Genomic DNA, 26,015 nt, shown 5'->3' with positions numbered 1-26,015 from the left:
TAAAATATATTGTTTTAACATTTGATTCTTTTCTTCTATCACTTTGCCTTCTTCAACAACTCGAGCTCTTTCGACAGCTCCTTCACTTCCCGTTCGGTCTCCTCTAATCTCGATTTACTCACAAACGTATTAGATAATAGCTTCTTAAAAATAAAATAAATGACGACCCAAAATACAGCTAGCACAGCTGCAAGAAATAGTATTGGAAGTAGAGTCAATATTGCTTCCAAAAGAATCCCTCCTTAGTGATGTCTTCGGTTTCAAACCAATCCTAATTTTACCATAATCTATAAGGAAAGGAATCATAAATTGTATTTAGTTGAAATTAGAGACTTTTGAATCCCTTCAATATACAGGGTATTGATAAAAAAGAAGAGAGTGAGTTATGATTTTATAAAACTTTAATATGACAAAGTCAAAATTACTCTCACACATTAATAGAATTACTTTCTTTATTTTGCTATTCTTAATGGAATATAATTGGAGGATTTGATATGAAAAAGTATTTATTCTTTACATTCTTTTTGTTAATCACAAGTGCTTGTAGCGAACCCAACTTGAACGCATCAGAAGTATGGAAACGTTCCATTGAATCAATGAACAATGTTACTGAATATACCTTCACCCTAGAGTCTCAAGCAGAAGAAACCGATAACCTAATAGCAACAAAGTACAGTGAAGGTTCCGTTCAATATGACCCGCTTATTTCCTATATAACGGTTATAAATGAATATGATGAAGATACCCGAGCAGATGCAGAAGTGTATATTACAGACGAAACCTTTTTCTATAAAAGTAGTTTGCAAGACGAGGAAGAATGGGAAGTAAGACCACTCCTAGAAACGCCAATATCACCGTATGAACAAATGTCTCTAGTGAATGAATTTAGTGATTTATTCAGCTTCAATGCCGAAAAGGACTATTATCATTTTTCATTAACGGCTTCTGATGAAGACTTTCATTCATTCGCATTAGACATTATCCCTTTTTTTCACATAAGTGACAGCATGACTAACGAGCTAATGCTCCATCTGATTCGAGAAATGGGACAAATCGATCGTATTTCCTATGACTTTACGATAAATAAGGAGACTTTCAAAAAGACGTCAGCAACCATTGAGCTTCACATTAACATTGGCGAAGACGGAACTCAAAATAAGATGTTTGTCGAACAAATACATATTACATATGATTATTCTAAGATTGAACCGATTCTCATTCCTAAAACAATCAAAGAACTTCCTTTTGAAGAAAAGGACGTAGAAGACCTATTGAATAAACAGGATGAGTATACAGAGCATCAGAAAGGTATTTCTGATGGGAACTATTTCAACGGTGCTCATTTTACAACAGATGATGACTGGATTTATTTTTCTGATGACTTCGTTGTGGGTGATGGAGTGTATCGCTTTAAACAAGCTGACATTGATAACCAAATCGAAAAAATAGCAGACGTCAGTGCATCCTATTTAAATGTGACGGATGATTGGCTTTACTATCAAGACCCAACAGACGACTTCAACGTCTACCGAATGAAAAAAGATGGTTCAGAGATAGAAAAACAGATCCATTACAGAATTGCCAATTTACGAGTCATTGATGATGTCCTTTACTATAAAAATTTTAGCGAAGTTGGACCACCTTCTTTACAACAAGCTCAGATAGACGGTTCCATTACGACTACTTTCTCACTCGCAGACAATATTTCACGTTTTACTGTTCATCAAGGAAACGCTTATTATCAAACAGATAATTTTCAATTATATGTAACCGATCTCGATCCACATAGCCAATCTAGTCATTTATTCACCGTACATTTAGTCGGATTATTTCAAATAAAGGATAACTATATGTATTACCAAAACCGATCTGATGGTCATAGCATTTACCGCAGTCCCATAGATGGTCATGGCATTGAAAAGCTACTAGACGCTGAATCACAAGATTTCCACGTCACTGATGATAGCATCTTTTTTACAAATGCAAGTGACGACTTTGCATTGTATAAGCTCGATTTAGAAACACAAGAATTGGTAAAAATCGACGACAGCGGCTTTGCCATTCATATTATTGAAGACTTAGTCTTTTATCAAAAACCAATTTCAAGCTCAGAGCTCGGGTGGTTTGTTGTCAATCAAGACGGGACTAATATAAGACGACTCCATTTTGAGTAAACAATAAAAGAGGCTGGGACAAAAGTGGTTGAACTAAAAGAAAAGCCGAACAATGATAGATGGTGGACGTAAACGCTCCTGAAATATACTTGGCTACGTTCATCTTTTGTTCGGGTTTCCAGATAGACACTTTAGTTATGTCCCAGCCTCTAGTAATTTTTTAGGGAATGAATGTTTTAAGATATCTTTCAGGATATGTTCTTCTAGAATCAATCAACATACACCGGCTCTTCTGGGTGATGTAAATGCTTAAACACCCAGTGAATTTGTGATTCAGTATTTCTTTCTATTGATAAAGGTGGTAGTTCATTCTCCGCAAAGAATTCAACTTCACTCGTTTCCATTCCTTTCTTTGCTTGTCCACGAATAATCTCACATTGAATAAAGATTTTATAGACGTGATAAGGAGATGGCGGATGAGGGTGACACTTTTTATCAAGTATTCCAATTAGTTTAACAGGTTTCACTTCAAATCCGGATTCCTCTTTCGCCTCTTTTACTGCTACCTCACTTGGTGTTAAGCCAATATCACCCCAGCCACCGGGTAAAGCCCATTGACTATCCGCTTTTTCTTTAACCATTAAGATTTTATTCTCTTGAAAAACAACCGCACGAATGTCGACCTTTGGCGTCGCATAACCCGTTTCATTCGTAAACAACTCTTTAATCCTATCCTGATCGACTTCAGTATATTCAGCCATTATTTCAACACTAAGATTTCTAATCATTTCAAACCGTTCCAAGTCATAAACATCCTTCGAGTACGTTAACCCTGCCTGGGCAATCGCTTGAAGTTGCTTCGCCCATTCTATCCACTTAGGTTCCATCTCACATCACCTACCTATTTTTTATTCTAAGGTTACGATAACAAGCCAAACTCTTTCAATATTTTATATCGATTCACTAGTAAAATCCCTTGCCAATCACGTCTAGCAATTGGAAAAGCTTCTGGGTAGCTTCCCCATTTCCACGAAGGTTCCCACGTTCCATCCTCTGACAATTGCTCGACATAAAACTGCAGGTTTTGTTCAGTTAATTGACCGAAACGGGTACATAACGGGTCATTAGGTGACTGAATAAAATCGAGCGGAAGCGGCTTGTAGCCTGTTGCCCAATTCTCTACATCACGATCGACACATTGTTCAATTAAAGTCATCACTTTCTCCTTAATAGCTGATAAAGAGTGAGAGAGCTTAAAATCTCCCTCTTGCTGCTTCTGAATCATCTTTATCATCTCATGAAAATTCGACAACTGATGGTGCTCCACCTCTTCCTGATCCATCAAATAGTCAACTGCCCGGTTTGCAACTTTCCAACCAAGCTGTTCTGCTTCGCTTCCTTTCTCAGACCAATGAATCAAAAAACCAGCAAGCTCTGCACTCGGATTATACATCCAATTTTCCTGTACTCCTTCCTTCCAATGCCACCACGGCGCATGTGGGTAATCATTATTCTCTTGTAAAACTGACCTCCAAAACCCTACTTCTTTATCATAAGTCCGAACCAAGTAAGTAAGCATTGATTGAACTAAATCATGCTTACGCTCTATGTCTATTTCTACCATGATCTGCCCTGCTGACCATGTTGCCATTGGGGATGATAGCGGCAACCAAAAGTCTGGCTCAATCCCATGCCCGAAGCCACCATCATCATTTTGAAATGCTCGTAAGCTGTGAATAATATTTTCTCGGGAACCTCCTTCAAATTCATACTCCCATCGTGCACATTCAAGTGGCCTGGCGAATCTCTTCATCCATTTACTAGACTGGCTGAAAGCATCTTTGGCTCGCTTCATGATTGTAACCTCCTCTTTATGAATTAGATATGTAGTTATCGGTTGAAAGCATCTATCATAAAAACGCTCATCATTTAACAACTTACATTAATGGAATTTGACCGTTCCAACTTTCCTTTTTTGAATTTCACTTTACGTATATTATATTTTCCAAAAAGCAATCAAGTATTTTAACAAACGCCATGATAGAAAAGCGATTGCTAATAAGAGGGCTCCAAATAAAAACCCTGTAGGTACACCAAGATATGGAGGGACAGATACATCAGGCCAAAATTCCATCCTAATGTCTACGCCAATAGTATAAAGTATACCACCGACAACAACAATGATTGAACACATACTTAATCCTATCGATAAAACACTTAATATAGGAATAGCAACTAAACTAACAATTCTTTTAAAGACCATTGCACTTGAATACATAACATCCTCCCGTTAAATTCTAGTACTCTTTCTTACTAAAGCGCTTGAATGAATTTTTAATCTCTGCTTGTAGAATACTTCTTCAATTTTACATTTTTTACCTATATCTACATTTTCACCAGATACATGATTCGCTTCAGTATGTTCAAGGTATACATTTTTCCCTTGGATAGAGTTAGCAATCACTTTTCTTCTTACAAAGGATATGATGTTAAAAAAAGTCGCTTTCACTGATTTTATTGCAACCTTTTCATTTCCTTTTATTTCATGCACTTTCGACGGTGCACTAACTTCCATAGACACGTGCTCCCCGATCAATTCTCCATCTAGCTTTATATACCCAGTCGATTGAAAAGTGCGACACAAAATAGAATCGTTAACTTTAAGACTGCCAAATGATTTAATACTATCAGCATCAATGTTGTGGAAAGACCCTTGACCAATATTTATTAATTTATTGCATGTTAATTTATCTTTAACAAAACAAGATCCTTTATTGATAAACGTTTCAGATTGTACCGTTGCATTTAGCTTGCAACGCCCTATAACTTCAAAGAATTCTGTTTTCACTTCTTTTTGAAAAGTCGCAGTTCCACTTATATTTATTTCTGAGATTTCTTGCTTTCCCTTAATACGGTCATTTCCTATTACTTTTAATTTTTGACTGTTTATCATCTCATAATCTCCTAGGTTATTTCCTCATTCGAAAAGAGGTTAGTCTTACATATTGAATTCTTAAGTGTTCCTTATTTTCTTTCCAAATCATGAATTACAATGGACATTTAGATTAATTATCCCAACACACATCATCTCTAACAGCATATAAATACTAATTAGAATCTATATACTCATTAGTATTTTAAGTTGATATGGTATGATTGTCAAGAGGAGGAAATCAATCATGATAAGAAAACGTTTAACTCATGAAGAACGAAAACAAGAAACGCGAAAAATACTCTTAGAATCAGCTGCTGAAACCTTCGCAAAGTTAGGTTTCCATGGTGCATCAGTAGATAAGGTTGCCGAATATGCTGGGTTTACTAAGGGAGCTATTTATACACATTTTAAATCTAAAGAGGAATTATTCCTCGCCCTATTAGAACAACAGATCCAATCCCACCTAACTACAATCCACGAAATAATGGATGAAGAAAAATCATTTGAACATTTTATTGAAAAAATGGAGCACTATTTTGATTTAGACAAACAAAATAACCAAGCGTGGAGTATTTTAAATATGGAGTTCCTTCTATACGCGATGAGAGATGAATCTGTACGCCAAAAATGGACAAGTGTCATTTTAGAGTCGGTCGAACATATTTCAAAAGTAATCAAAAAAATGAAGCCAGTTGATAAAAATGGAACTGAATTATCAGCTGAAGATTTAGCTTGGACTATGCTTTCTCTTGAAAACGGTATGGGAATATTCCACTTTATTGCTGGAAGTAACGTACCCGTTAATTTGTATGGACGAGTATTACAAAACATTCTCCAACCAATGACGGATCAGAATTCATAATGTTCGATTGGTTGTGATTAATTGTTTTCCTTTTTTAACTTAGTGGTTTTCATATCTTTAGCCACTGATACTTGTCCGGAGGCAGAGAACTCCCCCTTACCGTTAAACACATGAAGGGGGAGTTTCTCGTCTATTTTAAATACATGTTAAACTTTGTTATCAAAAGATAGCTTTATACTAAACTTATCTTTTTGAAGGAGAATCTATTATGATTACTGAAATTCCCAAACAAGATTTCCACAAATGCAAACGATTACTCCACGAACGAAGCTTGAAAGAATCACTAGCCATTATAAATGGTATGAATCCCGGTCGTATCTTTGTCGACGATACGTTGACACCAACAACCGCTATCGTATGGCTTGGCAATAACGATGGATTTATCTTTATTGGCGACGCGAACAACAAATCGTTTTTATGTGAACTTAACTCCTTCATCGATCATCTCATCATCCCAGAAGCAAAGCGTGTTCATTTAGAATGCTTCGAAGCAATCGGTGATCACCCTACTTGGAATCAATCAATCGAAAATGCACTTGGTCATCGCCATTTAGAAAGCTGGAATCAACGCGTGTATGAAATTGACCCAAACCATTTCCAAGGAAAGATAGCACCCACTTTACCAGATGACTATGACGTCGTCATGCTAGTCCAGCATGACTCTTTTGTAGAAGATGACTATGTAAAAGAGACGATATTAGAGTTCTGGCCATCACTTGATCAATTCTTTGCTAATGGTTTCGGTTTTATCGCCACACACCGTAATCAGTCCGTTAGCATCTGTCTCTCAACATATGTCGCTGGTCATATACACTGTGTAGCCATAAAAACAGAGGAGGCTCATCGCGAGAGAAAGCTTGCTCAAGCGGTCGCCTATCATTTCGTCCAACATAGCCTTAAACATAATTTCGTTCCTTATTGGGATTGTATGGAGGAAAACAAACCTTCTGTTGCAGTCGTCGAAAAGCTCGGCTTTGAACAAGTTTTGCAATATAAGGGGTACTTCTTTTCTTTTTCGTAAATACTAATTCTCTTTAAGTAATATGTGAAGCCATTACAGTCAAATCAAAGCTACTGAAAAATTTCACTTTTTCAGTAGCTTTAAAATACACCTCCTCAATACCTTTCCTAATCCCAAATAGACCAAGCTGCTTCGATGACATTTCCTGAAGGATCTTTAATGATGAAATACTTCGCATCTTCACTTCGAACTATAATCTCACTCACATCCACTCCTCTTTCCTGCAACATATGATGGGTACTCTGAAGATCTGGACACGTCAGCGCCAATGTCGGAACGGTCTTGTCATTACTCGTAAAATCCTCAATCGTTTGATCGTCTACCTCCACTAATAGCACAACTGTGTTTCCTCCTGGCAGCATCAGAACAGCAACATTACTAGAACCGTCTCGAAATTTAGGCCCCTTCAATGTAAAACCAAGCTTCTCCTCATACCAACGAATCGATTCGTCCATATTCGTTGTTGGCATATACACATAGCCGACTCGACTAAATAATGAAGGACTTTCCACCATTTCCATTCACTCCTTATCTTTTCTAATCATTAGAATCGTTCTCCACATTTAGTGAAAATCCTTCTCTTTTTCAAACAAATTCTTTTCAACGATATACCTCCACATAAAAAGCCACTAACAAAGGAGCAATCTCCTCTATTAGCAGCTTATACTTACCCTAACAATCCCTAATTCCCTTGCTTAACTAAGCTGGCTACCGTGACAGTACGCTTCGCTTGATGCTTCACAGCAGCTTCTACATCCTCGACCATCTTTCCGTCCTGAGTGACCGTTACGCTCACCCCATATGGATTCCCACCTGAAGTAAACTGAACCGGATCCGTATAGCCAGGTGCAGCAACAATCGCGCCCCAATGGTACATGGTGGTGTATAACGATAGAATGGTTTCCTCTTGACCACCGTGAGCATTGGAAGCAGACGTCATCGCACTGACGACTTTATTAACCAATTTCCCGTTAAACCATAGACCACCAGTTGTATCTAAAAATTGCTTCATTTGCGCCGGCAGATTGCCAAAACGCGTTGGAGCACTGAAAATAATTGCGTCTGCCCATTCTAAATCATTTAATGTCACCTCTGGCATATCCTTTGTCTGTTCAAGGTGGGCTTTCCATGCCTCATTTGCATTAATCGCTTCCTCAGGCGCAAGCTCAGGTATTTTTAATACCTTAACCTCAGCTCCTGCTTCTTTTCCACCTGCTTCTGCCCACTTAGCGAGCTGGTAATTCGTACCTGTTGAACTGTAATAGATCACTGCTAATTTAATATTCGCCATTCGTTTCGTCTCCTTTTTATCATCATTTCCTACATATTCATTTTCCCAACTTTAAGGCTTTTTATGAATTTAAATCATCATCTTGATGGATGAATACAAAAAAATACGGAGCAGAATGACAAATCCATCATACGATTCACTAAAAACGACAGCGATCAACAACAAAATAAAAATACCAAACCCCTTCCGAAATCCTTTAAACATTTACGATCTTTAAGCCAATATCGTTTTATCTACCTAGTCGTGATAAAATAAAACCATCAATCCATGCTATGAGAGGAGTTCAAATAAATGATTCCAAGACAACAATTAAACGCTACATTTCCCCTCCGGTTAAAAGCATTTATGATTGATTATTTATTTATCCTTATATACATGGCTACACTTTTTATCATTAGTACGTTTCTATTTCCTAACATTCAAGAGCTTTATACACATTCACTATTCTCAGCTCAACTCACTGGTTTTTTTATGCTCACCGTTCCCGTGTCAGTCTACTTTATCATTTTTGATTCGAACATAGTCGGGCAGTCTATTGGTAAGAAGAAGCTCGGTATAAAAGTAGTCAATCATTACGGGGAAGCTATCTCACTTTCACAGTCAGCTTTACGAGTCATTTTGAAGTTTTTACCATGGGAGCTATCTCACTTTCTTGTTTATCGACTAATCTATATAGGTGATGGTGATATACCTTTTTTATATACAATAATCGGTATTCTTATCTATGCACTTATTTTTGCTTATTTATTAACTGCCATCTTTACGAACAAGAAGCAATCCCTGTATGATCTTATTGTTAAAACAGAAGTCATTCAAACGAAATCATATTCAAACCATTAATAACTTAAATATGTAGCATTAGCTTTAAAGTAACAAGGAATGTATACAATTACTTTGTCAAAACTATATTAAAACACTAGTTATCCACAAGATTATGTTTTATTTTCCTAAACAAAAAAAATCGTTCGGCTCATCTATCTCCGAACGATTTAGCTTTGTCCATCTATTCCAACTTAATCCTTACCCGTTTCATTATACGGCGAATAATGGTTAATCCAACTCCAATTAATACAGCCGTTCCGATAATGGACCATCCTATTGAAAGATCCGGAATGGAAAAAGGTAGATAAGTCGTCGCTAATTCGCTTAATTCTCTTTCCCATAGAATATCAATTAGTGCAATAAAGACAAGCGCAATGACAACGAAGCCCATACCACCCCAAGTACCAAATCGATAGAACCCCATCGCAATCATCCAGCCAGCAATATTATAGCAAATTAAGATTAAACTTAGCACAACTATTGGAATGAGCCAACTTGATTGAGACTCAATAAAAGAGACATCGTTAGCTCCTGAAAACGTTTCAAATAATTGTAAAATAGCTGATAATATAGCTGCGATGATCATTAGACTAAAGGCTATACCTACAGAGGCAATGGCCGAACTGATCATATAGTCTTTTCGAGTCATTCCATACCTCACAAAATGACTAAGCATAGCCAAAGGAAAAATAATACCAATGACAAGCATGTAAATCTTTGATGGCTCATAATAGAAATTCATCAGTCCTATATTCGCTTCTCGAACGTCCGGAAAGAACATACTACCAAAATAAATGAGAAGAACAATTGTCATATACCATAAAGACCATTTCATTTGAATGGAAAAAATATCTTGTGACAACTTAGCAATAACTTCTTTACTGTTTGTTTTCATGATGCCCCTCCTCTTCTGTTAAATGAATAAATAGCTCCTGAAGAGAAACGGGGCCAATCTCAAGACCAAGCTCTTCAGCGAAACGTACTTCCTTTTCAGTTAACTTACCGTACACCATTACTGATTTTGTACCTCCAAGCTGCTTCCTATTTAGCTGGTTCATTCCATTTACAAACTGATCTACATTGTTCGCCTCACCTGTTATAGAAGCCCCTCGACTAATGACCTCGTCGTAGGGTTCATCTACTAATAAAGCTCCTCGATCGAGAATCAGCACATGATCAAATAAATAATCCATCTCCGAGACGAGATGTGTCGACAAAATCATTATTCGTGGATGTCGTGCTTGTTCCTCCAAAACTTCTTTATAAAATAATTCTCTCGTTGGTGCATCCATTCCACGATAGGATTCATCAAAAATCGTAATAGGTGAACGGCTAGCTAACCCAATCGTCACATTCAAGGCAGACTGCATCCCACTCGAAAGCTTCTTAATAGGTTTATCCAAAGGTAATTTAAATCGAGCAGCCAAATCCGTCGCATACTCTCGATCAAAGGTTAATCGATAACGCTCTGCGAAATCAAAATAGCGCTTAATTGGCTCATATTCCTCACTGTAATCTGTTTCATAGACAAAATTGACATAAGGCATGATTCTTCTATTTTCAAATGGATCTTCTCCACCAATTTCAAGCGTTCCTGATGATCGATCCATGAATGAAGATAGGATCGAAAGCAAAGTCGTCTTTCCCGCCCCATTCCTACCAATCAAGCCATATATTTTGCCTTGTTTAAGTGAAAACGTGACATCCTTTAATGCTTCAAACTCTTTATATTGCAGGGAGAGGTTCGTAGCTTTTACATTAAAATTCATTTACGTCCACGCTCCTTTACTTTGCGAATCATTCGATTTATTTCCGTTTCTGATAAGTCTAATTTTTCTGCTTCTTCTATCATCGGTAAGATGTATTGACTTTCAAATAACCCTTTACGTTGTTCGACTAACTGCTCCTTGGCTCCCTCTGCAACAAACATACCAACACCTCTTTTCTTATAAATAATCCCTTCATCTACTAGTAAATTAATTCCTTTTGAAACTGTAATGTGATTCACTTTGTAAAAATGTACCATTTGTGTCGTTGATGGAATCTGTTCATGCTCCTGCAATTGCCCCTTAAAAATCTGATCCTCGATCTTTTCTTTAATTTGCAAAAAGATCGGCTTCTTATCGTGAAATTGACTCAACCATCCTCACCACCTTTTTCTCAACCACACCCCACTCATTTATATGGTTATATAGTTATGTATATAAGTATATGTCAGTGAGATGAAAAATGTCAATGAATGTTATTAACATTTTCTAAATGTTGGTGAAATAAGTATATACACCATACTAAGTAGTGATTAATTGTAGAATGATATTTATAAAAAATCATCTACTTTTTGTATTCGGTCGAACGAAGTATTTTTCTCGATTACATGGTTACTATCCTCCCCCTATATATACTGGAGCATTAATACGATAGGAATGTGGTCTGATTCTATGAGTTCGCCTTTTAGTAGCTTCAAACCAACTAAAAAGCCAAGGATAGTAACCCTTGGCTTAACATCTTTTTCATTTGGTAGTATGTATATTCTCTACTTAATCAGAACAATTATGACTCACAACCGCACCCTTATTTTCCAATTTCCTTTAACTTTGATCGGATCTCCTTTAGTAATAATTGCTTTTCTTCCTCAATTATTCCGTCTCCAGAGAGTTTTCGTGCAGCAATTGGAACTATCCAAGGTTCGATCTCTTCATAGGTCATACCAGTGTGAAAGCTATACTCTTTCATAAATTCATTAATAATGATCTCCCTATTAGCATCAAAAAAATTCATTAACACTTGTGGCGTATCAGAAGGTAAGACGGCATATCGAATCATAAGCACATATTCAGCTATGTCCACTTCAGGATTACCTCTAGCAGCATTTGACCAATCTATCAGTACCGGTTTTTCATTATGAATAAGGATATTGTTCGGATTAGGATCACCATGACAGACTTGATTTTTAACAGGCAAATCGTTCAGAAGAGCTATGACAGCATTCTTTTCGCTCTCTTCAAATTCATTCACACTATTTATCTGATAGATTAAAAATTCTTTTTGTGGCGACATGTCATTATTAGTTAGCTGATGGATTTCACTTAATAGTCGTGCTGTTAATCGAACATTATGCCAATCAAAAACCCTTTCTCTCCTATGATGCTGATCCATTAATCGTTTGAATAAATGCTCTGTCAACGTTTCTCCATAAATACGTTCAAACACAATACCAGGCCGATTATCAAACTCTACTAATTTAAAAGGTTGTGGAACAGGCAAACCAATCCTCCAAGCTATAAGGTGATGATGATACTCTCTTTCAAAATCTCGTTTGCTTGTATTCTCATTGCCTAGTTTAATAACTTTGTTCCCGTCACCCCACTCAAACACTTCTGAGTTACTACCCTCACCTATTCGCTTCCCCAATTGCATATAAACCTTCCTTTCTTTATGGACTATACATAAAAATAGTTTTCTAAAATTCTCATATATATAAAAATACTCACCAGAACAGATAAATCTTTACAAATAGAGCATTTTACAACTCTTAACATGCTTATATACATCGGTGAACCAAGTTATCTCTTTATTATAAATTTCCACAAAAATACAAAATATCCTTCCCACAAAAGCACCTTCCTATGGTAAAGTTAAACAGGAGATATTCTTTTAAGATAGGTGGAAAATGTATGGTGAAATTAATTCTTCGCGGAATGGCTGTCGGCATGACCGAAACTGTACCTGGTATTAGTGGTAGTACTGTTGCGATGATTGTCGGTATATATGAACGATTGATTTATTCATTAAGCATCCTTACAACAAATAAAAGAAAAGAAGCTATACCATTCCTTTTAACCTTTGGTGTTGGAATGGTATTAGGGTTTGGTTGCTCGATATTTATCATTAAGTTTTTATTAGAAACGTATCGCACACCTACTTTCCTTTTTTTCGTCGGTATTATCGTCGGATTTTTACCGTACCTTTGGCACGATACCATTAAACACGCTCAATCAAAATTACGAGTAAAACATTATGTCATCATGCTGTTCTTTTTTGGGATTGTAGTAGGCTCACAAGTGTTAGGTAGCCTTCATTTCATTGATTGGAATCACTTAACCTTTTTCGATTATGTATTCTTTATAATCGCCGGATTCATTGCTAGTACAGCTCTCGTCCTTCCTGGAATTAGTGGTGCGCTAATTTTAACTATTTTAGGCTTATATGAAGCAATGACCGCCTCTCTCATCGCATTAAATTGGCCGATTCTTTTTGCAGTTGGTTCAGGGATTCTTCTAGGAGTATTGTTAACAAGTAAGCTCATACGCTACTTGTTAAAGCATTATACGTCTGAAACATATTCAGCAATGGTGGGGCTCGTAAGTGGATCGATCTTTGCTATATTAAACGAGCTTGATGTGGTAATAAATAGTCAAGTCATCATCGCGTCGCTAATTACATTTGTCAGCGGAATTGTATTAATTTTCATCTTACAGCAAACTCAAAAAAAATTGTAACACTTAAGGGACTCTCACGATCAATTTGTGGCAGTCCCTTTATAATAACCAAATAACATCAAGCTAATAGCCCTAATCGTAGTAAAAAATAGGAGCACGACAAAAATCATTAGTCCATTTTGCATACCATCAAAGAGAAGCGCAATGGCTAACATGGGACTAGAGACAAATAGAAATGCACCGTATTTTAAATAGTGGTGATTTTTAATCATAGACTCTTCACCATATCAATCACATCAGCTAAATCATGAACAACCGCATCTGCTTGAACATCCTCCCATTGATCATCCTTTTTCCAAATTGCTTTCATCCCTACTTGCTGAGCTGCCTTCACATCATTTAGTGGATGGTCACCAACAAATATACATTCACTCGCTTGAACACCAAATCGCTTAATCGCTTTCTTAAATATTCTAGGTTCAGGCTTCTTCATTCCTTCCCATTCCGATACGAAAATCGCTTCAAAATAACCTTCAATTTCTAAAGCACGAATGTTAGCCATTTGAAAGGAGCCATAACCATTTGTAATCATGCCTAATATGAAATTATTACGTTTTAAGTCATCTAGCATTGCCCGTACATTTGCAAATGGAACGCAATGATGCTTGAATTCACTTACATAATCTTGCAGCAGTTCCTCTGCTGACAGGCTATTAATCGAATATTCTTCGACTAATTGCTGATATACTCGATCTTTCCATACGTACCCACGTTGATCTAGCTCGATGAACCTACTAATGTACTGATCCTTTGGAATATGCCCAACATGCTTCACTAGTCTTTCGTATTGATGTTGAATGAATCGAGTTACCGATTCATCTCGATTTAATAACGTCCCATCTAAATCAAACAAAACCGCCTTGACCAATGTATCCCCTCCGAAATTTTTGTATCATGTTACTGATAACCTCTTCCATCTTATCATAGTAGTGAAAGTCTATTCAGCATTGCATGTTTTTCGCATTCAAAAAAGCATAGAGACTTTTCTCTACGCTTTTTCATATCTTAAAAACGTTGTAACGCACGAGGCCAACACCATGTAGATTCGCCTACATTTCTCAATACTTCCCTGCTTATTTCTACCATAATTATAAATTCTGATTCCTAAGTTGAATAATCATCGTGCAAAGGGAACATTCAACAATTCAGGTACTGTCACAAATTCATACCCTTGTTCTTGTAATGTCGGGATAATCTGTCGCAATGATTCGATCGTATTTGTTCGATCACCATCCCAATCTGCTCCATCATGCATTAAGATAATCGCCCCTGGTCCGACATTATCAATAACATTTGTTGCAATGACCTCTGGTGGTTCCTCTTGCCAATCCAACGAATCAACCGACCATCCAATGACAAGATATTGCATTTCTGCTAGCTTTTCAACTAATTCTCCATACAAAAATCCATACGGTGGACGGAATAGGCTTGTTCGATATCCAACGATCTCATTAAGTGCATCCTCCGTTCTCGTCACTTCACGCTCTAACGTTGGAATGTCGCCCTCTTTCACGAGATTAGGGTGGAAATATGTATGATTAGCGATCACGTGACCTTCATTATTCATCCTCTCAACAATTTCAGGATAAGCAACAGCACGAGATCCTAAAACAAAAAACGTAGCTGGCACATTATATTCACTTAGAACATTCAGCACATCCTCCGAGAAGCGAGGATCTGGACCATCATCAAATGTCAGTGCGATTCGATTTGATTCAGTCGGTCCTTGTTGAATAAATGTATCTGGATACTGTTGCTGCAATACGTTCATGTCTACCGGTTGCTGACGATTTCGTTCAGGATCTTCTGGTCCTCCTCTTAAATCAGGGAAATCCTCCTTTTCACGATCCTTCTTCCACCAAAACTGCTGATCCATATCCTCATTTGCAAACACACCACCTGACAATAGTAATCCAAAAACAAACATGGCGATTACAACAAACCATCCACTCTTTTTCATCACTTCATCTCCTAATGATTAGTCATGATTATTATGGATAAAAAAGGTTTCGTTATGCATAGATGAATCACCTCTTACATGTTATGATAAGAAAAAAGACAAACAGGTGATCCAATGTTTTTAAAAAGGGTTCAGCTTCAGCGTGAAAAAATCGATTCTTTTAGACAATATCCTTTTTCCATACCTACTATAAAAAACTTCAATCTACTCGAAATTACGAACGACGTGACCTTTTTCGTCGGGGAGAATGGTTCAGGAAAATCAACTTTACTAGAAGCGATAGCGGATAAGTGTGAATTTAATACAGCAGGTGGTGGAAGAAATCATACATACGATTTACACGCTTCTCAATCAGCACTCGGACCGTACGTTAGGCTTTCATGGATGCCAAAAGCAACAAAGGGTTTCTTTCTTCGGGCCGAATCATTTTACCAATTCGCTTCACACATTGATGACATTGGCGCCACTGACTCATATGGTGGGCTCTCATTGCATGAGCAATCTCATGGAGAATCGTTTTTTTCCCTTTTCACAAATCGTTTTAACGGGAATGCTCTCTATTTATTAGATGAGCCTGAGGCAGCACTCTCGCCACAACGCCAGCTTTCCTTTTTACGAATGATTCATGACCTTGTCACATCAGGGAATAGTCAGTTTATCATCGCTACACATTCACCCATTCTGCTAGGCTATCCAAATGCGACGATTTTAAGCTTCGACAGTCATACGATCCAGGAAGTAGAATACGAGCAAACTGATCATTATCAAGTTACGAGCTACTTTTTACATAATCGAGAGCGTATGCTAAAGGAATTATTTGAGGATTGATCATAGGCGACATCTATAAACATATTAAGGCACTGAAAAAGGATCTATCAACTTTTTCAGTGCCTTCTCCTACTAGTCGATTATTTTCACGATGAGCAACATTCAAACTATCGAAGCTCCACACTTAGAGCACGAACAATTGGTGGATCTGATAGCAAAGTCGTTTCCGTTGTCTCTACCTTGATTCGATCACCAATATCCATTGTATCTCTTAACTCTACGAATGAAATAGTACTCCCATCTGAAATTAATTTCGTTTCATGATCGATTATGATCGTAACTTGATTATATTTTGAAAACAAATTTGCCTTAATTTCAACTCCTAGAACCTCCTCCCCTTCTATATGTATATTAGTTACTTTGCCCATCAAGTTTTCATTAGCGACATTCCATTGATATACGATATACAATCCAAAGATGAGCATACATACTGTAATAATGACACGTAATCGCTTTTTACTCATATGACCTTCAATCCTTCCTTTTTCATATTTTCAGCATCATGAATGATTCTCTCTTCTCACAGAAATTCCTTTTTATTAACTCGTTTTAGTACCAGATACTAATATCTAGTGCTATAATTAATTCAATCCAATAATTAATGAGGTGAAATGAATGCAATCGAAAGCGCGTATTACCGCAATTGGCTCATATGTTCCAGCGAAACGATTAACGAATGCTGATTTAGAGAAGCTAGTCGAAACAAATGATGAATGGATCGTCAAACGAACGGGCATTAAGGAAAGACGCATCGCCAATGACGATGAATTTACTAGTGACATTTGTGTGAAAGCTGTTGAGAATTTAATCACAAAATATGATAAAGCAATCAATGATGTCGATATGATCATTGTCTGCACACTAACGCCTGACTTCAACACACCTAGTGTTGCCTCACTCGTTCAAGCGAAACTAGGCATACCACACACAGGTGCCATCGACTTAAACGCTGCCTGTGCAGGCTTCACCTATGGACTGCATATCGCAAATGGTTTAATTACAGCAGGCTTAAACAAAAAGGTGCTTGTTATCGGGGCAGAAACGTTATCTAAAATCGTTGATTATACTGACCGAACGACTTGTATATTATTTGGGGACGGAGGCGGAGCCGTACTTGTCGAACATCATGAACAAGCAGATAGCTTTCTTGCCTCTCATTTAGGATCTGAAGGGGAAATGGGGAAGCATTTATATTCGACGAATCTTTCTACTAAAATGTCAGATGAAGCTTTATTCTCATCAGGGAAGATTGTACAAAATGGTCGTGACGTATACAAATGGGCTGTCAATACAGTACCGAAAGGAATGAGATCCTTACTCCATCATACATGCTATACTCTGAATGATATAGATTGGTTTATCCCACATAGCGCTAATTTGCGTATGATTGAATCCATTTGTGAAAAAAGCCCGTTCCCTATTGATAAGACCTTACACAGCCTCGTTTACTACGGAAACACCTCTGCTGCGACCATTCCATTAGCTTTAGATCAGGGTGTAGATGATGGAAAAATAAAAAAAGGAGATACGATGCTACTCTTTGGATTCGGTGGCGGCTTAGCTTATTCTGGCATTCTTTTGAAATGGAGCATATAAACACTTGACTTTTCCATTTTCCTCCTTTAAAATCAACATAATATTTCGAGCAATGAAGAAAAAGAGTAGGCATGGACAACGTTTCAGAGAGCGAATGGGTGGTGAAAATTCGTACAGCGTTTATGTTGAATGGGTTTCTGAGCTCCTAGACTGAACGAACAGTAGGTCTAGCGGATGTCTTACCGATAAAAAAGACTATGTATCGAAACTTCTATTTTGTTTCCGTACAAATTAAGTGCGTTTATGGTATGAACATAAACGAATGAAGGTGGCACCACGGGTTACTCGTCCTTTTGATGGATGAGTAGCCCTTTTTGTCTTTTAATTTTATATTTAAGGTGGGAGGAAGTCATGAAAAAACCGTACTAACCGGAATTAAACCGACAGGACAAATTCATTTAGGCAATTATATCGGGGCTATTAAGCCAGCATTAGAACTAGCGAAAGCTGCTGACTATCAGCCAGCTTATTTCATTGCCGATTACCATGGGTTAACGAAAATCCATGATCAGAATGAGCTTAAACAACTATCCTATGGAGTTGCTGCCACTTGGTTAGCTCTCGGACTCGATCCAAGTAAAGTTATTTTTTATCGCCAGAGCGACATTCCAGAAATCTTTGAGCTAACTTGGATATTATCGTGCTTTTCATCTAAGGGACTAATGAATCGTGCTCATGCGTATAAAGCGCTAGTCGATCAAAATAACGAACTGGAAAGAGATAATGATTACGGAGTCAACATGGGGACATTCACCTACCCCATATTAATGGCTGCAGATATATTAATGCTCCAAGCTGACATCGTACCCGTTGGAAAAGACCAAATTCAACATATCGAAATCGCAAGAGATATTGCTGAAGTATTCAACCACCAATACGGACAAACATTAAAACTACCCGAATACAAGGTTCAACAACATACAGCCATACTACCAGGCCTAGACGGACGTAAGATGAGCAAAAGCTATCATAATACGATTCCGCTATTTATTCATCCAAACAAACTACAAAAGCTAATTAACAAAATTAAAACCGATTCTCTCCCACCAGAAGCACCTAAGAACTCAACTACGTCAAGTTTATTTACTCTTTATAAAGAGTTTGCTACTCCTTTAGAAGTGGAAAGCATGAGAGAAAGCTATCAAACTGGTGTAAGCTGGGGCGAAGTGAAAGCAGAGTTATTCCATGTCTTAAATCGATTTTTAGAAGAACCGAGAGAAAAATACAAAGAGCTGATTGCATCACCGCATAAATTAGATGAAATTTTGTTACAGGGAGCTGAAAATGCAAGATCGATAGCAACGCCTTTTCTAAAAGAATTGAAGAGAAAGATAGGGTTTAGTCAAAATTAGGATACTATGTAAGTTAAATAGAGATTTTCTTTTTTCTCACACAAATCCATTCTCTATGAAATTATGCTACACTAAACACAAACTAGTAAAAGTTCATTTTAGTCATAAGGAGTTGAACACATTGAATCGTTCAACAGAATTTCCGATCCCTGAAAGCTTAAGCTCTGATTGCAACAATTGTTTTGGATTATGCTGCGTTGCTTTACCATATGCGAAGTCAGCAGATTTCCCTTTTCATAAGGATAGCGGAGAACCGTGTCGCCATTTACTTGGCAATTATCGCTGTCGTATACATGACCAGTTAAGAGAAGAAGGCTTTCGTGGCTGCTCGGTCTATGAATGCTTCGGTGCTGGTCAGAAAGTTTCACAGCAAACATACAGTCAAAACGATTGGAGAACAAACGGTGATACAGCTAACGAAATGTTTGAAGTCTTTCCGATTATGCAGCAACTACATGAAATACTACGGTATTTACATGAAGCCTTTGGCCTGGAGATAGCTAAACCATTCCATCATGATATTAAGCTAGCCATTCACGAAATAAATCAGCTAACAAACCTCTCTCCAACTAATATTCTAGCACTTGATATTTCTAAACATAGAGCCAATGTGAATGATGTACTATTGCAAACAAGTGAACGATTTCGTGCCAAAGTAAAACGTAAGAACACTCATCCAAATATCAAGAAAGGCCATGATCTAATAGGTGCTAAATTACGTGGAGCTAATTTAAGCGGTTTTAATTTTAGAGGTGCCTTATTAATTGCTGCAGATTTGCGTAAAGCAGACTTACGTATGGCAGACATGATCGGCGCTGATTTACGAGACGCGAATATCTGTGGAGCTGATCTAAGAGACTGTCTCTTCTTAACACAGGCACAAGTGCAATCAGCAAATGGTGATAAAAATACTAAGCTGCCACAAACCGTTACAACACCAGAGCATTGGTTATGAACGGCTGAAACTACTCTTTCGAAGTGTTTATATACATGTTTAATCGATAAAACCGATAGTATAAAACACAGTTCGTTAACTCTTACATTAAATTATCTAAGAAACGAATTACAGTTAGCTAATTCCTAAAACTCTTATTGCGTAAGAACACTATCCTGATGTATGTAACTCATTGTTCTTTTTTGTACTCAAAAAAGTGTCTCAAAGTATACATGACTTTATAGACACTCTATTTGAGTTAATAAAGCTTTTTTCTAACAAAATCAAAGCACTTATTGACCGACATTCTCCTCCCACTTCTTAATCTCTTCTCGGACAAACGGTGCAACTTCTTTTCCTAATAGCTCAATCGCTCTCATCACTTTTTCATGTGGCATCGATCCGACTGGAACATGTAACATAAAACGAGTGATGCCAACCTCTTTACGTAAATGAATAATTTTTTTCGCAACGGTTTGCACATCACCTACATATAAAGCCCCTTCAAAGCTCCTCGCTGCATCAAACGTATCTCTCGTATATGGGGGCCAGCCTCGTTCACGCCCTAGTTGACTCATGACATACTTTGTTGATGGATAAAAATCATCTGCTGCAGCGTCGGTCGTCTCAGCAATAAAGCCATGTGAATGCGAAGCAACCGGTAGTTTTGATACATCATGTCCTGCATGCTCGGCTGCTCGTTTATATAATCGGACAAGCGGTTCAAACTGTAGCGGACTACCGCCTATGATTGCTAATACGAGCGGCAACCCAAGAACTCCAGCACGTACAACCGATTCTGAATTTCCTCCACTTCCAATCCAAACAGGAAGCGGTTCTTGTACGGGTCTAGGGTAAACACCCAATCCTTGAATAGCCGGGCGATGTTTCCCACTCCATGTGACTTTTTCAGAATCACGAATCTTCAACAAGAGCTCTAGCTTTTCTTCAAACAGTTCATTATAATCATTCAAGTTGTAACCAAATAATGGGAACGATTCGATAAAAGAACCTCTACCTGCCATAATCTCAGCTCGACCATTCGAGATCGCATCAACGGTTGCAAAATCTTGAAATACCCGAACAGGGTCAGCGGAAGAAAGTACAGTTACCGCACTTGTTAAACGAATCCTCTCTGTCTGAGCCGCTGCTGCTGCTAAAACAACCGCAGGCGAAGACGCAGCAAAATCGTGACGATGATGCTCACCTACACCAAATACATCCAGTCCAACTTGGTCAGCTAACACGATTTCCTCCACAACTTCTCTAATCCGCTCAGCATGACTCGGCGCTTTCCCATCTTTTAATGTTGGTGTCGTCTCGACAAATGTACTAATTCCTATTTCCATCTATATCCCTCCAATATTTCTATATCAAATTAATAGCGCTCCTTAATCATCAATCAAAATGAACAAATAATCAACTAAGGGGCCTTATCTCTTTCTAGCCATGCGTCAATGAGTAAATTATAATAAAAGAAAAGGAGGTGACACAAATGTCAAAAGAACAGCTTGATCGAATGGAAAACTTACTAACACAACTCGTCACATCAGTCGGAAAAACAAATTCAGAACTCCAATCTATGAAAGAAGAACAAGCCTCTATAAAACACGGACAGGCTTCAATGCAACAGGAACTCTCCTCCATAAAGAAGGAGCAATCTTCTATAAAGACGGAGCAATCTTCAATGCGTGAAGATATTTTTTCTTTAAAAGAAGGGCAGACTTTGCTACGTGCGGACATCCAAGCACATAGAGAAGAAACAAGGTCTCAATACAAAGAAGTTATACAGCGATTAGATAGTATTGAAGCAGATCAAGACCATATTTGGGAGAAAGCTTCTCGAAACGAAAGAGAAATTGCAAAAATAAAAAGACAATAACCCTCTGATTCCACTTCAATTTAACCCATTTCCTACAAATACTAGTACGTTTATAACAGAGTGCTAGTTCTATAGCACTCCGTTCGACATATACATCAAATCAAATAAATCGCTAATCTTCTAAATTTATGCAATAATAAGATTAAACTACTTTGAAGGAGCGATCGATATGGAAAAAGGCACAATCAAGCATATGGCATTTTTCACCCTTAAACACTCTCTTAGCGACCAAGCAACAGAAACATTTTTAAAAGATGGCCAAGCCATTCTAAGTGCAATCCCTGTCGTAAATAATTTTGAAGTATTACGACAGACGAGCCCAAAAACGGACTTTGATTTCGGCTTTTCTATGGAATTTGCTAATCAAGAAGATTACGATACATATAACAATCATCCTAGCCATGTCTCTTTCGTAGAAGAACGCTGGAAAGTAGAAGTTGAACGTTTTCAGGAAATTGACTATACGATATTATAAGAAAAACGCGACAGCGTCTTTTCTTAATTGCGTTGTACGGAAGCCATTACAAAAGCTCATAAAGAGCCCATTTGACACATCGGATACACATTCATCAAGAAAAAAGCGTTCAAATAATATACGTTGAACGCTTTTTCGCTTCCTATTACTTATGATACGTCTCACTAAGCTTATACCCATCGACATAGGTCACTTCAATTTCAACTGAACCTATCCCTACTTCTTGTAATTGTACATACCATATGTTTGCTTCTTCAACTACACCTTCATCTATAGCAGTATCTGTTTGTAATGAAGAGGAAGATGTTACGGAAGTTGATGTATACCTTGATGATTCGTTTTGTGAATTCATTTCTGATTCGTTCGGGTTCTTTAGAAATGGTTCGATTATTTCGCTTCCATCTTCTAACCGAAACGTCGCGGTAGCGGATTCAATTTCATAGAATGGAAAGAGTGCCTCACTCTCATGAATGGTTGCACTAAACAACATTGGTGTATTAGCTCTACCACGCGATGTTGATTTACTCAGTTGAAGTGATTGTCTTTGATATACGTGTTCTGGAATTCTTTCCTCATTTGTCGTTCTGTTCATTCCCCCCTCTGAAACGATTTGATAGACATAACTTTCATTTGGATTTAATCGTAATTCACTTGAATAAATTGTGCCTGCTTCTAATGTCGCCTCTGCTTCATTCCAGTTACTACTATTCTCTTTTCTATACATCATTGTAACATGAGCGTCTTCTCCTATTTCACGAAATGTCCATTCACTCTGCAACACAATTTCTTCTGAAGACGATTCTTCAACTTCTGGACGAAACCTCATATTTGTTACCCACTGGTTCTGTTCATTTAATTCAAGTAACTCACGATCAATAGAAGATAATCGGTTCTCCATATTCCGTTCATTATTGAAATGAAGACCAATTAAATGCTCGACCTCGTTCGATAATTGATTTATATTCACTACTAAATAAATATTAATAAGCACACTAACGACCAATAATCCGAATAACCCTTTCATAGGATTCAAAATACATCTCCCCCCTATGAGGCCATTCTAACATAAAGTTAAACACCCTAAAAAGAACTTGTGTGAAATCTCTACTATACGATCACGAACTAGTAGAATATGACTTCTCTCGAATGGGTAGCAACCTAAACTAAAAGGGGATGCCATATGACCTTCTTGAATCTATCTCGCTTTATCTATGCTTCGTTAGTCACACTCTATTAGCTTACAAAGGTAAAAATAACCCACCCTTGGTCTGACAGGCTAGGTGGATTATTTTCAAAACTATTCAATTAAGGCCAGTGATGCGCCAACACCACCCATGGTCTTCTGTTTATTATTTTATCGAAACATTCGCTGATTCAATTAGCACTGCTTATAAAATCGGGTGTATCCCCTCCATCTCAACTTTCCATTCACCATTTTTCGGAAACCCGAGTAACGTCTCCTCATGCCCATCATAGCCTGCAGCCATCATGGCAACTGCTAATAAGAGCGCTCCATTACCTGGTAAGTAACTCGTTAGCCCTATACGTTGATAGTTATGTCCATTTTGTAAATACGTATTTTTCATCCCATCCATTAACAAAAAATCGACTGCCCATTCCGTCTCACCTAACCTTGCTGCTGTCATTGCACACATTGGGAAATCCCATCCCCAAGCACTATCCCAATCCCACTCATCTTTTACTTTTTTTAACGTTTGTCTCATACGAGGGTGGTTGATCCGCTCTCCTGGTAACACCCCTAACGATGCCACCATCGACGGATGATCATGTTGAAACTGTGTAAAAGTCGATGGACATTGCTCATGTGCTAAATAGACACCCTCTTTATGTGGTGAATCAGCTAAATGGTTTGCAACTTCCTCCCACTTCTTTGGCACTGGCTCGTTTAATCGCTCTGCCCACTGTATCGCTAAATCTAACCCATACTTCCAATATTCAAGTTCATATGGAGGATTTATACTAACTTCTGGTTGATGGTTTTCTTGTGCAGGAATAAGTGGTGGCCCAAGGACGTACTGAGCTCTCCCTTCATCCCATTCAGCAAAAGACGCCATAAAATGAGCCGATTCAAAAACGAGATCCTTATACTCCTTTAAAAAATCATCTCGTTTATTCACACGATAACAAAGCTCAGCTAACGTAATTGGATGCGGCTGTTGCCAAATAAGAGCGACTGCAATTGGTGAAGGGCTTTGGTTTCCATCAGGTCCAACCATCTTCGGCCATCGTGCCCCTGCATATCCCTGTGATTGAGCTAGCTCTTTCGCTTTTGGCAATATCCTTTTATACCAACCTAAACTCTTCTCTAACAGCTCCCCTCTGCCCCACAATGGAAAGTGTGCTGCATGCCAATAATGCATTTCAAGATGAAATTTACCGAACCAACTATTGTACATAAAGCCCGTCTCTTGAGGTGGAACACTCCCACTTGAATGAATCGCTAATAAAAACTGGGATAAAATAACTCGCCTTTCTAGTTGAGGTGCTCGTTTATCCGTACACTTTGAAAAATCAAGCATGCCTCCCTTTAGCCAAAATTTTTGCCAATAAACTTGACTTGCTTGAATGGCATCATTTACCGTACGACTAACCGCAACCTCAGATAGACCAAATGCCACACATAAATCAAGCTGATCTCCAGTAGTTGGCCTAAGTGAGAATTGATGAACGGAAGTTTGTTCGATTTCTCCAGCATTCCACCTTAATCGAACATCATAATGATCATCATCCATACATCTTCGTAGCAAAAGCTCATTAGCAAGTTGCTGAATGACATTTGTGCGATGGCGTTCTGGATGATCCCACCTCAGATCAATGGCTTGATCCCATTCATTTGAGGCAACTTCAGGATTGGGAAACGTTAATTGAACACATAAGCGTCTTGTCTTTAATAGAGGGGATTCGACTTTTATAGCTAATTCATCCTTCGATGGATGACAGACAGTCTTCACTTTGACAGGATAACCTTCAATAGTGAAATAGCTATATAAACACCCCTCCCATATATTTAGTGTTTGCTCGATCTGCTTTATATCTTCTATCTTTGCTAAAGTGCCATCCTCTTTACAAAATTGAAAGGAAAGCTGCCCTAACTGTAGTCGATGTGGATTTTGGCGTAACCAGTGATAAGCTTCAAGTGTTTGACCTGGATACAATGGATATTTAACAAATCGTCCATTCGTATGCAACTCTTGTTGATCGACATCATCAATCGTATATACATGATGCCCATTTGATGAATGCCAGCCCCAATTCGACTGCGTACTTAATGGAACTTCATACGCATCTGGAAATGATTGTAATCCTGTTATATCTGCCGTGAAGGCAAACTCCCCATTCCCAACACTAAGTGGCGAATGGGGAACTACTTCTGTCACTTTCGGAAAATGTCGTTGTACGACTTCTTTTCGATCAATTGCCATA

General features: G+C 37.9%; 29 protein-coding genes and 1 other annotated feature. Of the genes, 11 read left to right on the top strand and 18 right to left on the bottom strand.

Annotated features, from left to right (window positions below):
• Positions 1-38: 38 nt before the first annotated feature.
• Positions 39-230, bottom strand: coding sequence for a hypothetical protein (locus ACERJO_RS08800; RefSeq protein WP_247104342.1), 192 nt, complete (start codon positions 228-230; stop codon positions 39-41).
• A gap of 264 nt (positions 231-494) precedes the next feature.
• Between ACERJO_RS08800 and ACERJO_RS08795 the strand changes: the two genes are divergently transcribed.
• The gene (locus ACERJO_RS08795; RefSeq protein WP_373647255.1) at positions 495-2,174 is read left to right on the top strand and encodes a DUF6612 family protein; all 1,680 of its coding nucleotides are present in this window, start codon (positions 495-497) and stop codon (positions 2,172-2,174) included.
• A gap of 209 nt (positions 2,175-2,383) precedes the next feature.
• Here ACERJO_RS08795 and ACERJO_RS08790 read toward each other — a convergent pair whose 3' ends face one another.
• The 4 genes from ACERJO_RS08790 to ACERJO_RS08775 all read right to left on the bottom strand — a co-directional run bounded on the left by ACERJO_RS08790 (position 2,384) and on the right by ACERJO_RS08775 (position 5,067).
• Entirely contained in the window at positions 2,384-3,001 is a 618-nt protein-coding gene (locus ACERJO_RS08790) for an NUDIX hydrolase (protein ID WP_247104344.1), read from the bottom strand.
• Positions 3,002-3,033: 32 nt separating this feature from the next.
• A complete protein-coding gene (locus tag ACERJO_RS08785) occupies positions 3,034-3,969 on the bottom strand; it encodes a hypothetical protein (protein ID WP_247104345.1) in 936 nt (311 codons plus the stop codon).
• A gap of 141 nt (positions 3,970-4,110) precedes the next feature.
• Positions 4,111-4,392 carry a hypothetical protein gene (locus tag ACERJO_RS08780; RefSeq protein WP_373647254.1) on the bottom strand — a complete coding sequence of 94 codons (282 nt, stop codon included), beginning with the start codon at positions 4,390-4,392 and terminating at the stop codon, positions 4,111-4,113.
• 12 nt (positions 4,393-4,404) lie between these two features.
• Complete coding sequence (locus tag ACERJO_RS08775) at positions 4,405-5,067, bottom strand: hypothetical protein (RefSeq protein ID WP_373647253.1); 663 nt, start codon at positions 5,065-5,067, stop codon at positions 4,405-4,407.
• A 226-nt stretch (positions 5,068-5,293) separates the two neighbouring features.
• Here ACERJO_RS08775 and ACERJO_RS08770 point away from each other — a divergent pair, with 226 nt between their 5' ends.
• Both ACERJO_RS08770 and ACERJO_RS08765 read left to right on the top strand, forming a co-directional pair.
• Positions 5,294-5,911, top strand: a complete 618-nt coding sequence (locus ACERJO_RS08770; protein ID WP_373647252.1) for a TetR/AcrR family transcriptional regulator — start codon at positions 5,294-5,296, stop codon at positions 5,909-5,911.
• 208 nt (positions 5,912-6,119) lie between these two features.
• Positions 6,120-6,932 (top strand): GNAT family N-acetyltransferase, encoded by an 813-nt coding sequence (locus tag ACERJO_RS08765; RefSeq protein ID WP_247104349.1) that lies wholly within the window; start codon positions 6,120-6,122, stop codon positions 6,930-6,932.
• A gap of 107 nt (positions 6,933-7,039) precedes the next feature.
• Here ACERJO_RS08765 and ACERJO_RS08760 read toward each other — a convergent pair whose 3' ends face one another.
• Together ACERJO_RS08760 and wrbA are read right to left on the bottom strand one after the other, a co-directional pair.
• Positions 7,040-7,447, bottom strand: coding sequence for a VOC family protein (locus ACERJO_RS08760; RefSeq protein WP_373647251.1), 408 nt, complete (start codon positions 7,445-7,447; stop codon positions 7,040-7,042).
• Between the two features lie 167 nt (positions 7,448-7,614).
• Positions 7,615-8,223 carry an NAD(P)H:quinone oxidoreductase gene (wrbA, locus tag ACERJO_RS08755; protein WP_247104351.1) on the bottom strand — a complete coding sequence of 203 codons (609 nt, stop codon included), beginning with the start codon at positions 8,221-8,223 and terminating at the stop codon, positions 7,615-7,617.
• Between the two features lie 291 nt (positions 8,224-8,514).
• Here wrbA and ACERJO_RS08750 point away from each other — a divergent pair, with 291 nt between their 5' ends.
• On the top strand, positions 8,515-9,063 hold the full coding sequence (locus tag ACERJO_RS08750; protein WP_247104352.1) for an RDD family protein: 549 nt from the start codon (positions 8,515-8,517) through the stop codon (positions 9,061-9,063).
• Positions 9,064-9,226: 163 nt separating this feature from the next.
• Here the strand turns inward: ACERJO_RS08750 and ACERJO_RS08745 are convergent, their stop codons facing one another.
• The 4 genes from ACERJO_RS08745 to ACERJO_RS08730 form a co-directional block, all read right to left on the bottom strand.
• A complete protein-coding gene (locus ACERJO_RS08745; RefSeq protein WP_373647250.1) occupies positions 9,227-9,940 on the bottom strand; it encodes a hypothetical protein in 714 nt (237 codons plus the stop codon).
• On the bottom strand, positions 9,924-10,814 hold the full coding sequence (locus ACERJO_RS08740; RefSeq protein WP_373647249.1) for an ATP-binding cassette domain-containing protein: 891 nt from the start codon (positions 10,812-10,814) through the stop codon (positions 9,924-9,926). The genes ACERJO_RS08745 and ACERJO_RS08740 overlap by 17 nt, the downstream gene beginning before the upstream one ends.
• A complete protein-coding gene (locus ACERJO_RS08735; protein WP_373647248.1) occupies positions 10,811-11,185 on the bottom strand; it encodes a GntR family transcriptional regulator in 375 nt (124 codons plus the stop codon). Before ACERJO_RS08735 ends, ACERJO_RS08740 begins: the two co-directional genes overlap by 4 nt.
• Before the next feature lie 431 nt (positions 11,186-11,616).
• The gene (locus tag ACERJO_RS08730; protein WP_373647247.1) at positions 11,617-12,462 is read right to left on the bottom strand and encodes a phosphotransferase; all 846 of its coding nucleotides are present in this window, start codon (positions 12,460-12,462) and stop codon (positions 11,617-11,619) included.
• Between the two features lie 257 nt (positions 12,463-12,719).
• On the opposite strand from ACERJO_RS08730, the gene ACERJO_RS08725 reads away from it, so the two are divergent.
• Positions 12,720-13,544 (top strand): DUF368 domain-containing protein, encoded by an 825-nt coding sequence (locus ACERJO_RS08725; protein ID WP_373647246.1) that lies wholly within the window; start codon positions 12,720-12,722, stop codon positions 13,542-13,544.
• Positions 13,545-13,564: 20 nt separating this feature from the next.
• Here the strand turns inward: ACERJO_RS08725 and ACERJO_RS08720 are convergent, their stop codons facing one another.
• The 3 genes from ACERJO_RS08720 to ACERJO_RS08710 all read right to left on the bottom strand — a co-directional run bounded on the left by ACERJO_RS08720 (position 13,565) and on the right by ACERJO_RS08710 (position 15,504).
• Positions 13,565-13,756 (bottom strand): hypothetical protein, encoded by a 192-nt coding sequence (locus ACERJO_RS08720; RefSeq protein ID WP_373647245.1) that lies wholly within the window; start codon positions 13,754-13,756, stop codon positions 13,565-13,567.
• Complete coding sequence (locus ACERJO_RS08715; RefSeq protein ID WP_373647244.1) at positions 13,753-14,412, bottom strand: HAD family hydrolase; 660 nt, start codon at positions 14,410-14,412, stop codon at positions 13,753-13,755. Before ACERJO_RS08715 ends, ACERJO_RS08720 begins: the two co-directional genes overlap by 4 nt.
• Before the next feature lie 249 nt (positions 14,413-14,661).
• Positions 14,662-15,504 carry a polysaccharide deacetylase family protein gene (locus tag ACERJO_RS08710; RefSeq protein WP_247104359.1) on the bottom strand — a complete coding sequence of 281 codons (843 nt, stop codon included), beginning with the start codon at positions 15,502-15,504 and terminating at the stop codon, positions 14,662-14,664.
• A 114-nt stretch (positions 15,505-15,618) separates the two neighbouring features.
• Between ACERJO_RS08710 and ACERJO_RS08705 the strand changes: the two genes are divergently transcribed.
• Entirely contained in the window at positions 15,619-16,332 is a 714-nt protein-coding gene (locus tag ACERJO_RS08705; RefSeq protein WP_373647243.1) for an AAA family ATPase, read from the top strand.
• A gap of 107 nt (positions 16,333-16,439) precedes the next feature.
• On the opposite strand, the gene ACERJO_RS08700 is transcribed toward ACERJO_RS08705, so the two are convergent.
• On the bottom strand, positions 16,440-16,796 hold the full coding sequence (locus ACERJO_RS08700) for a hypothetical protein (protein ID WP_373647242.1): 357 nt from the start codon (positions 16,794-16,796) through the stop codon (positions 16,440-16,442).
• Positions 16,797-16,947: 151 nt separating this feature from the next.
• Here ACERJO_RS08700 and ACERJO_RS08695 point away from each other — a divergent pair, with 151 nt between their 5' ends.
• The 3 genes from ACERJO_RS08695 (at position 16,948) to ACERJO_RS08685 (ending at position 20,235) form a co-directional block, all read left to right on the top strand.
• Positions 16,948-17,928, top strand: a complete 981-nt coding sequence (locus ACERJO_RS08695; RefSeq protein WP_373647241.1) for a ketoacyl-ACP synthase III — start codon at positions 16,948-16,950, stop codon at positions 17,926-17,928.
• A gap of 43 nt (positions 17,929-17,971) precedes the next feature.
• Positions 17,972-18,224: a binding site (T-box leader), on the top strand.
• A gap of 18 nt (positions 18,225-18,242) precedes the next feature.
• Positions 18,243-19,280 (top strand): tryptophan--tRNA ligase, encoded by a 1,038-nt coding sequence (locus ACERJO_RS08690; protein WP_373647240.1) that lies wholly within the window; start codon positions 18,243-18,245, stop codon positions 19,278-19,280.
• A gap of 121 nt (positions 19,281-19,401) precedes the next feature.
• Positions 19,402-20,235: a pentapeptide repeat-containing protein gene (locus ACERJO_RS08685; protein ID WP_373647239.1), complete on the top strand. Its 834-nt coding sequence runs from the start codon at positions 19,402-19,404 to the stop codon at positions 20,233-20,235.
• Between the two features lie 272 nt (positions 20,236-20,507).
• Here ACERJO_RS08685 and ACERJO_RS08680 read toward each other — a convergent pair whose 3' ends face one another.
• Entirely contained in the window at positions 20,508-21,563 is a 1,056-nt protein-coding gene (locus tag ACERJO_RS08680; protein WP_373647238.1) for an LLM class flavin-dependent oxidoreductase, read from the bottom strand.
• 146 nt (positions 21,564-21,709) lie between these two features.
• Between ACERJO_RS08680 and ACERJO_RS08675 the strand changes: the two genes are divergently transcribed.
• Both ACERJO_RS08675 and ACERJO_RS08670 read left to right on the top strand, forming a co-directional pair.
• Complete coding sequence (locus tag ACERJO_RS08675; RefSeq protein WP_373647237.1) at positions 21,710-22,096, top strand: hypothetical protein; 387 nt, start codon at positions 21,710-21,712, stop codon at positions 22,094-22,096.
• A gap of 169 nt (positions 22,097-22,265) precedes the next feature.
• Positions 22,266-22,571 (top strand): Dabb family protein, encoded by a 306-nt coding sequence (locus ACERJO_RS08670; protein WP_247104370.1) that lies wholly within the window; start codon positions 22,266-22,268, stop codon positions 22,569-22,571.
• 145 nt (positions 22,572-22,716) lie between these two features.
• Here ACERJO_RS08670 and ACERJO_RS08665 read toward each other — a convergent pair whose 3' ends face one another.
• Both ACERJO_RS08665 and ACERJO_RS08660 read right to left on the bottom strand, forming a co-directional pair.
• Complete coding sequence (locus ACERJO_RS08665) at positions 22,717-23,604, bottom strand: hypothetical protein (RefSeq protein ID WP_373647236.1); 888 nt, start codon at positions 23,602-23,604, stop codon at positions 22,717-22,719.
• 355 nt (positions 23,605-23,959) lie between these two features.
• Positions 23,960-26,014: a glycoside hydrolase family 65 gene (locus ACERJO_RS08660; protein WP_373647235.1), complete on the bottom strand. Its 2,055-nt coding sequence runs from the start codon at positions 26,012-26,014 to the stop codon at positions 23,960-23,962.
• Position 26,015: the final 1 nt, after the last annotated feature.

Origin of the sequence: Halalkalibacter sp. AB-rgal2, assembly GCF_041821005.1 — a bacterium.
In the GTDB taxonomy this organism is placed as follows: domain Bacteria; phylum Bacillota; class Bacilli; order Bacillales; family Bacillaceae_D; genus Halalkalibacter.
Note: the sequence above shows the minus strand (reverse complement) of the source record. Positions and strands in the feature narration are given on the sequence as shown.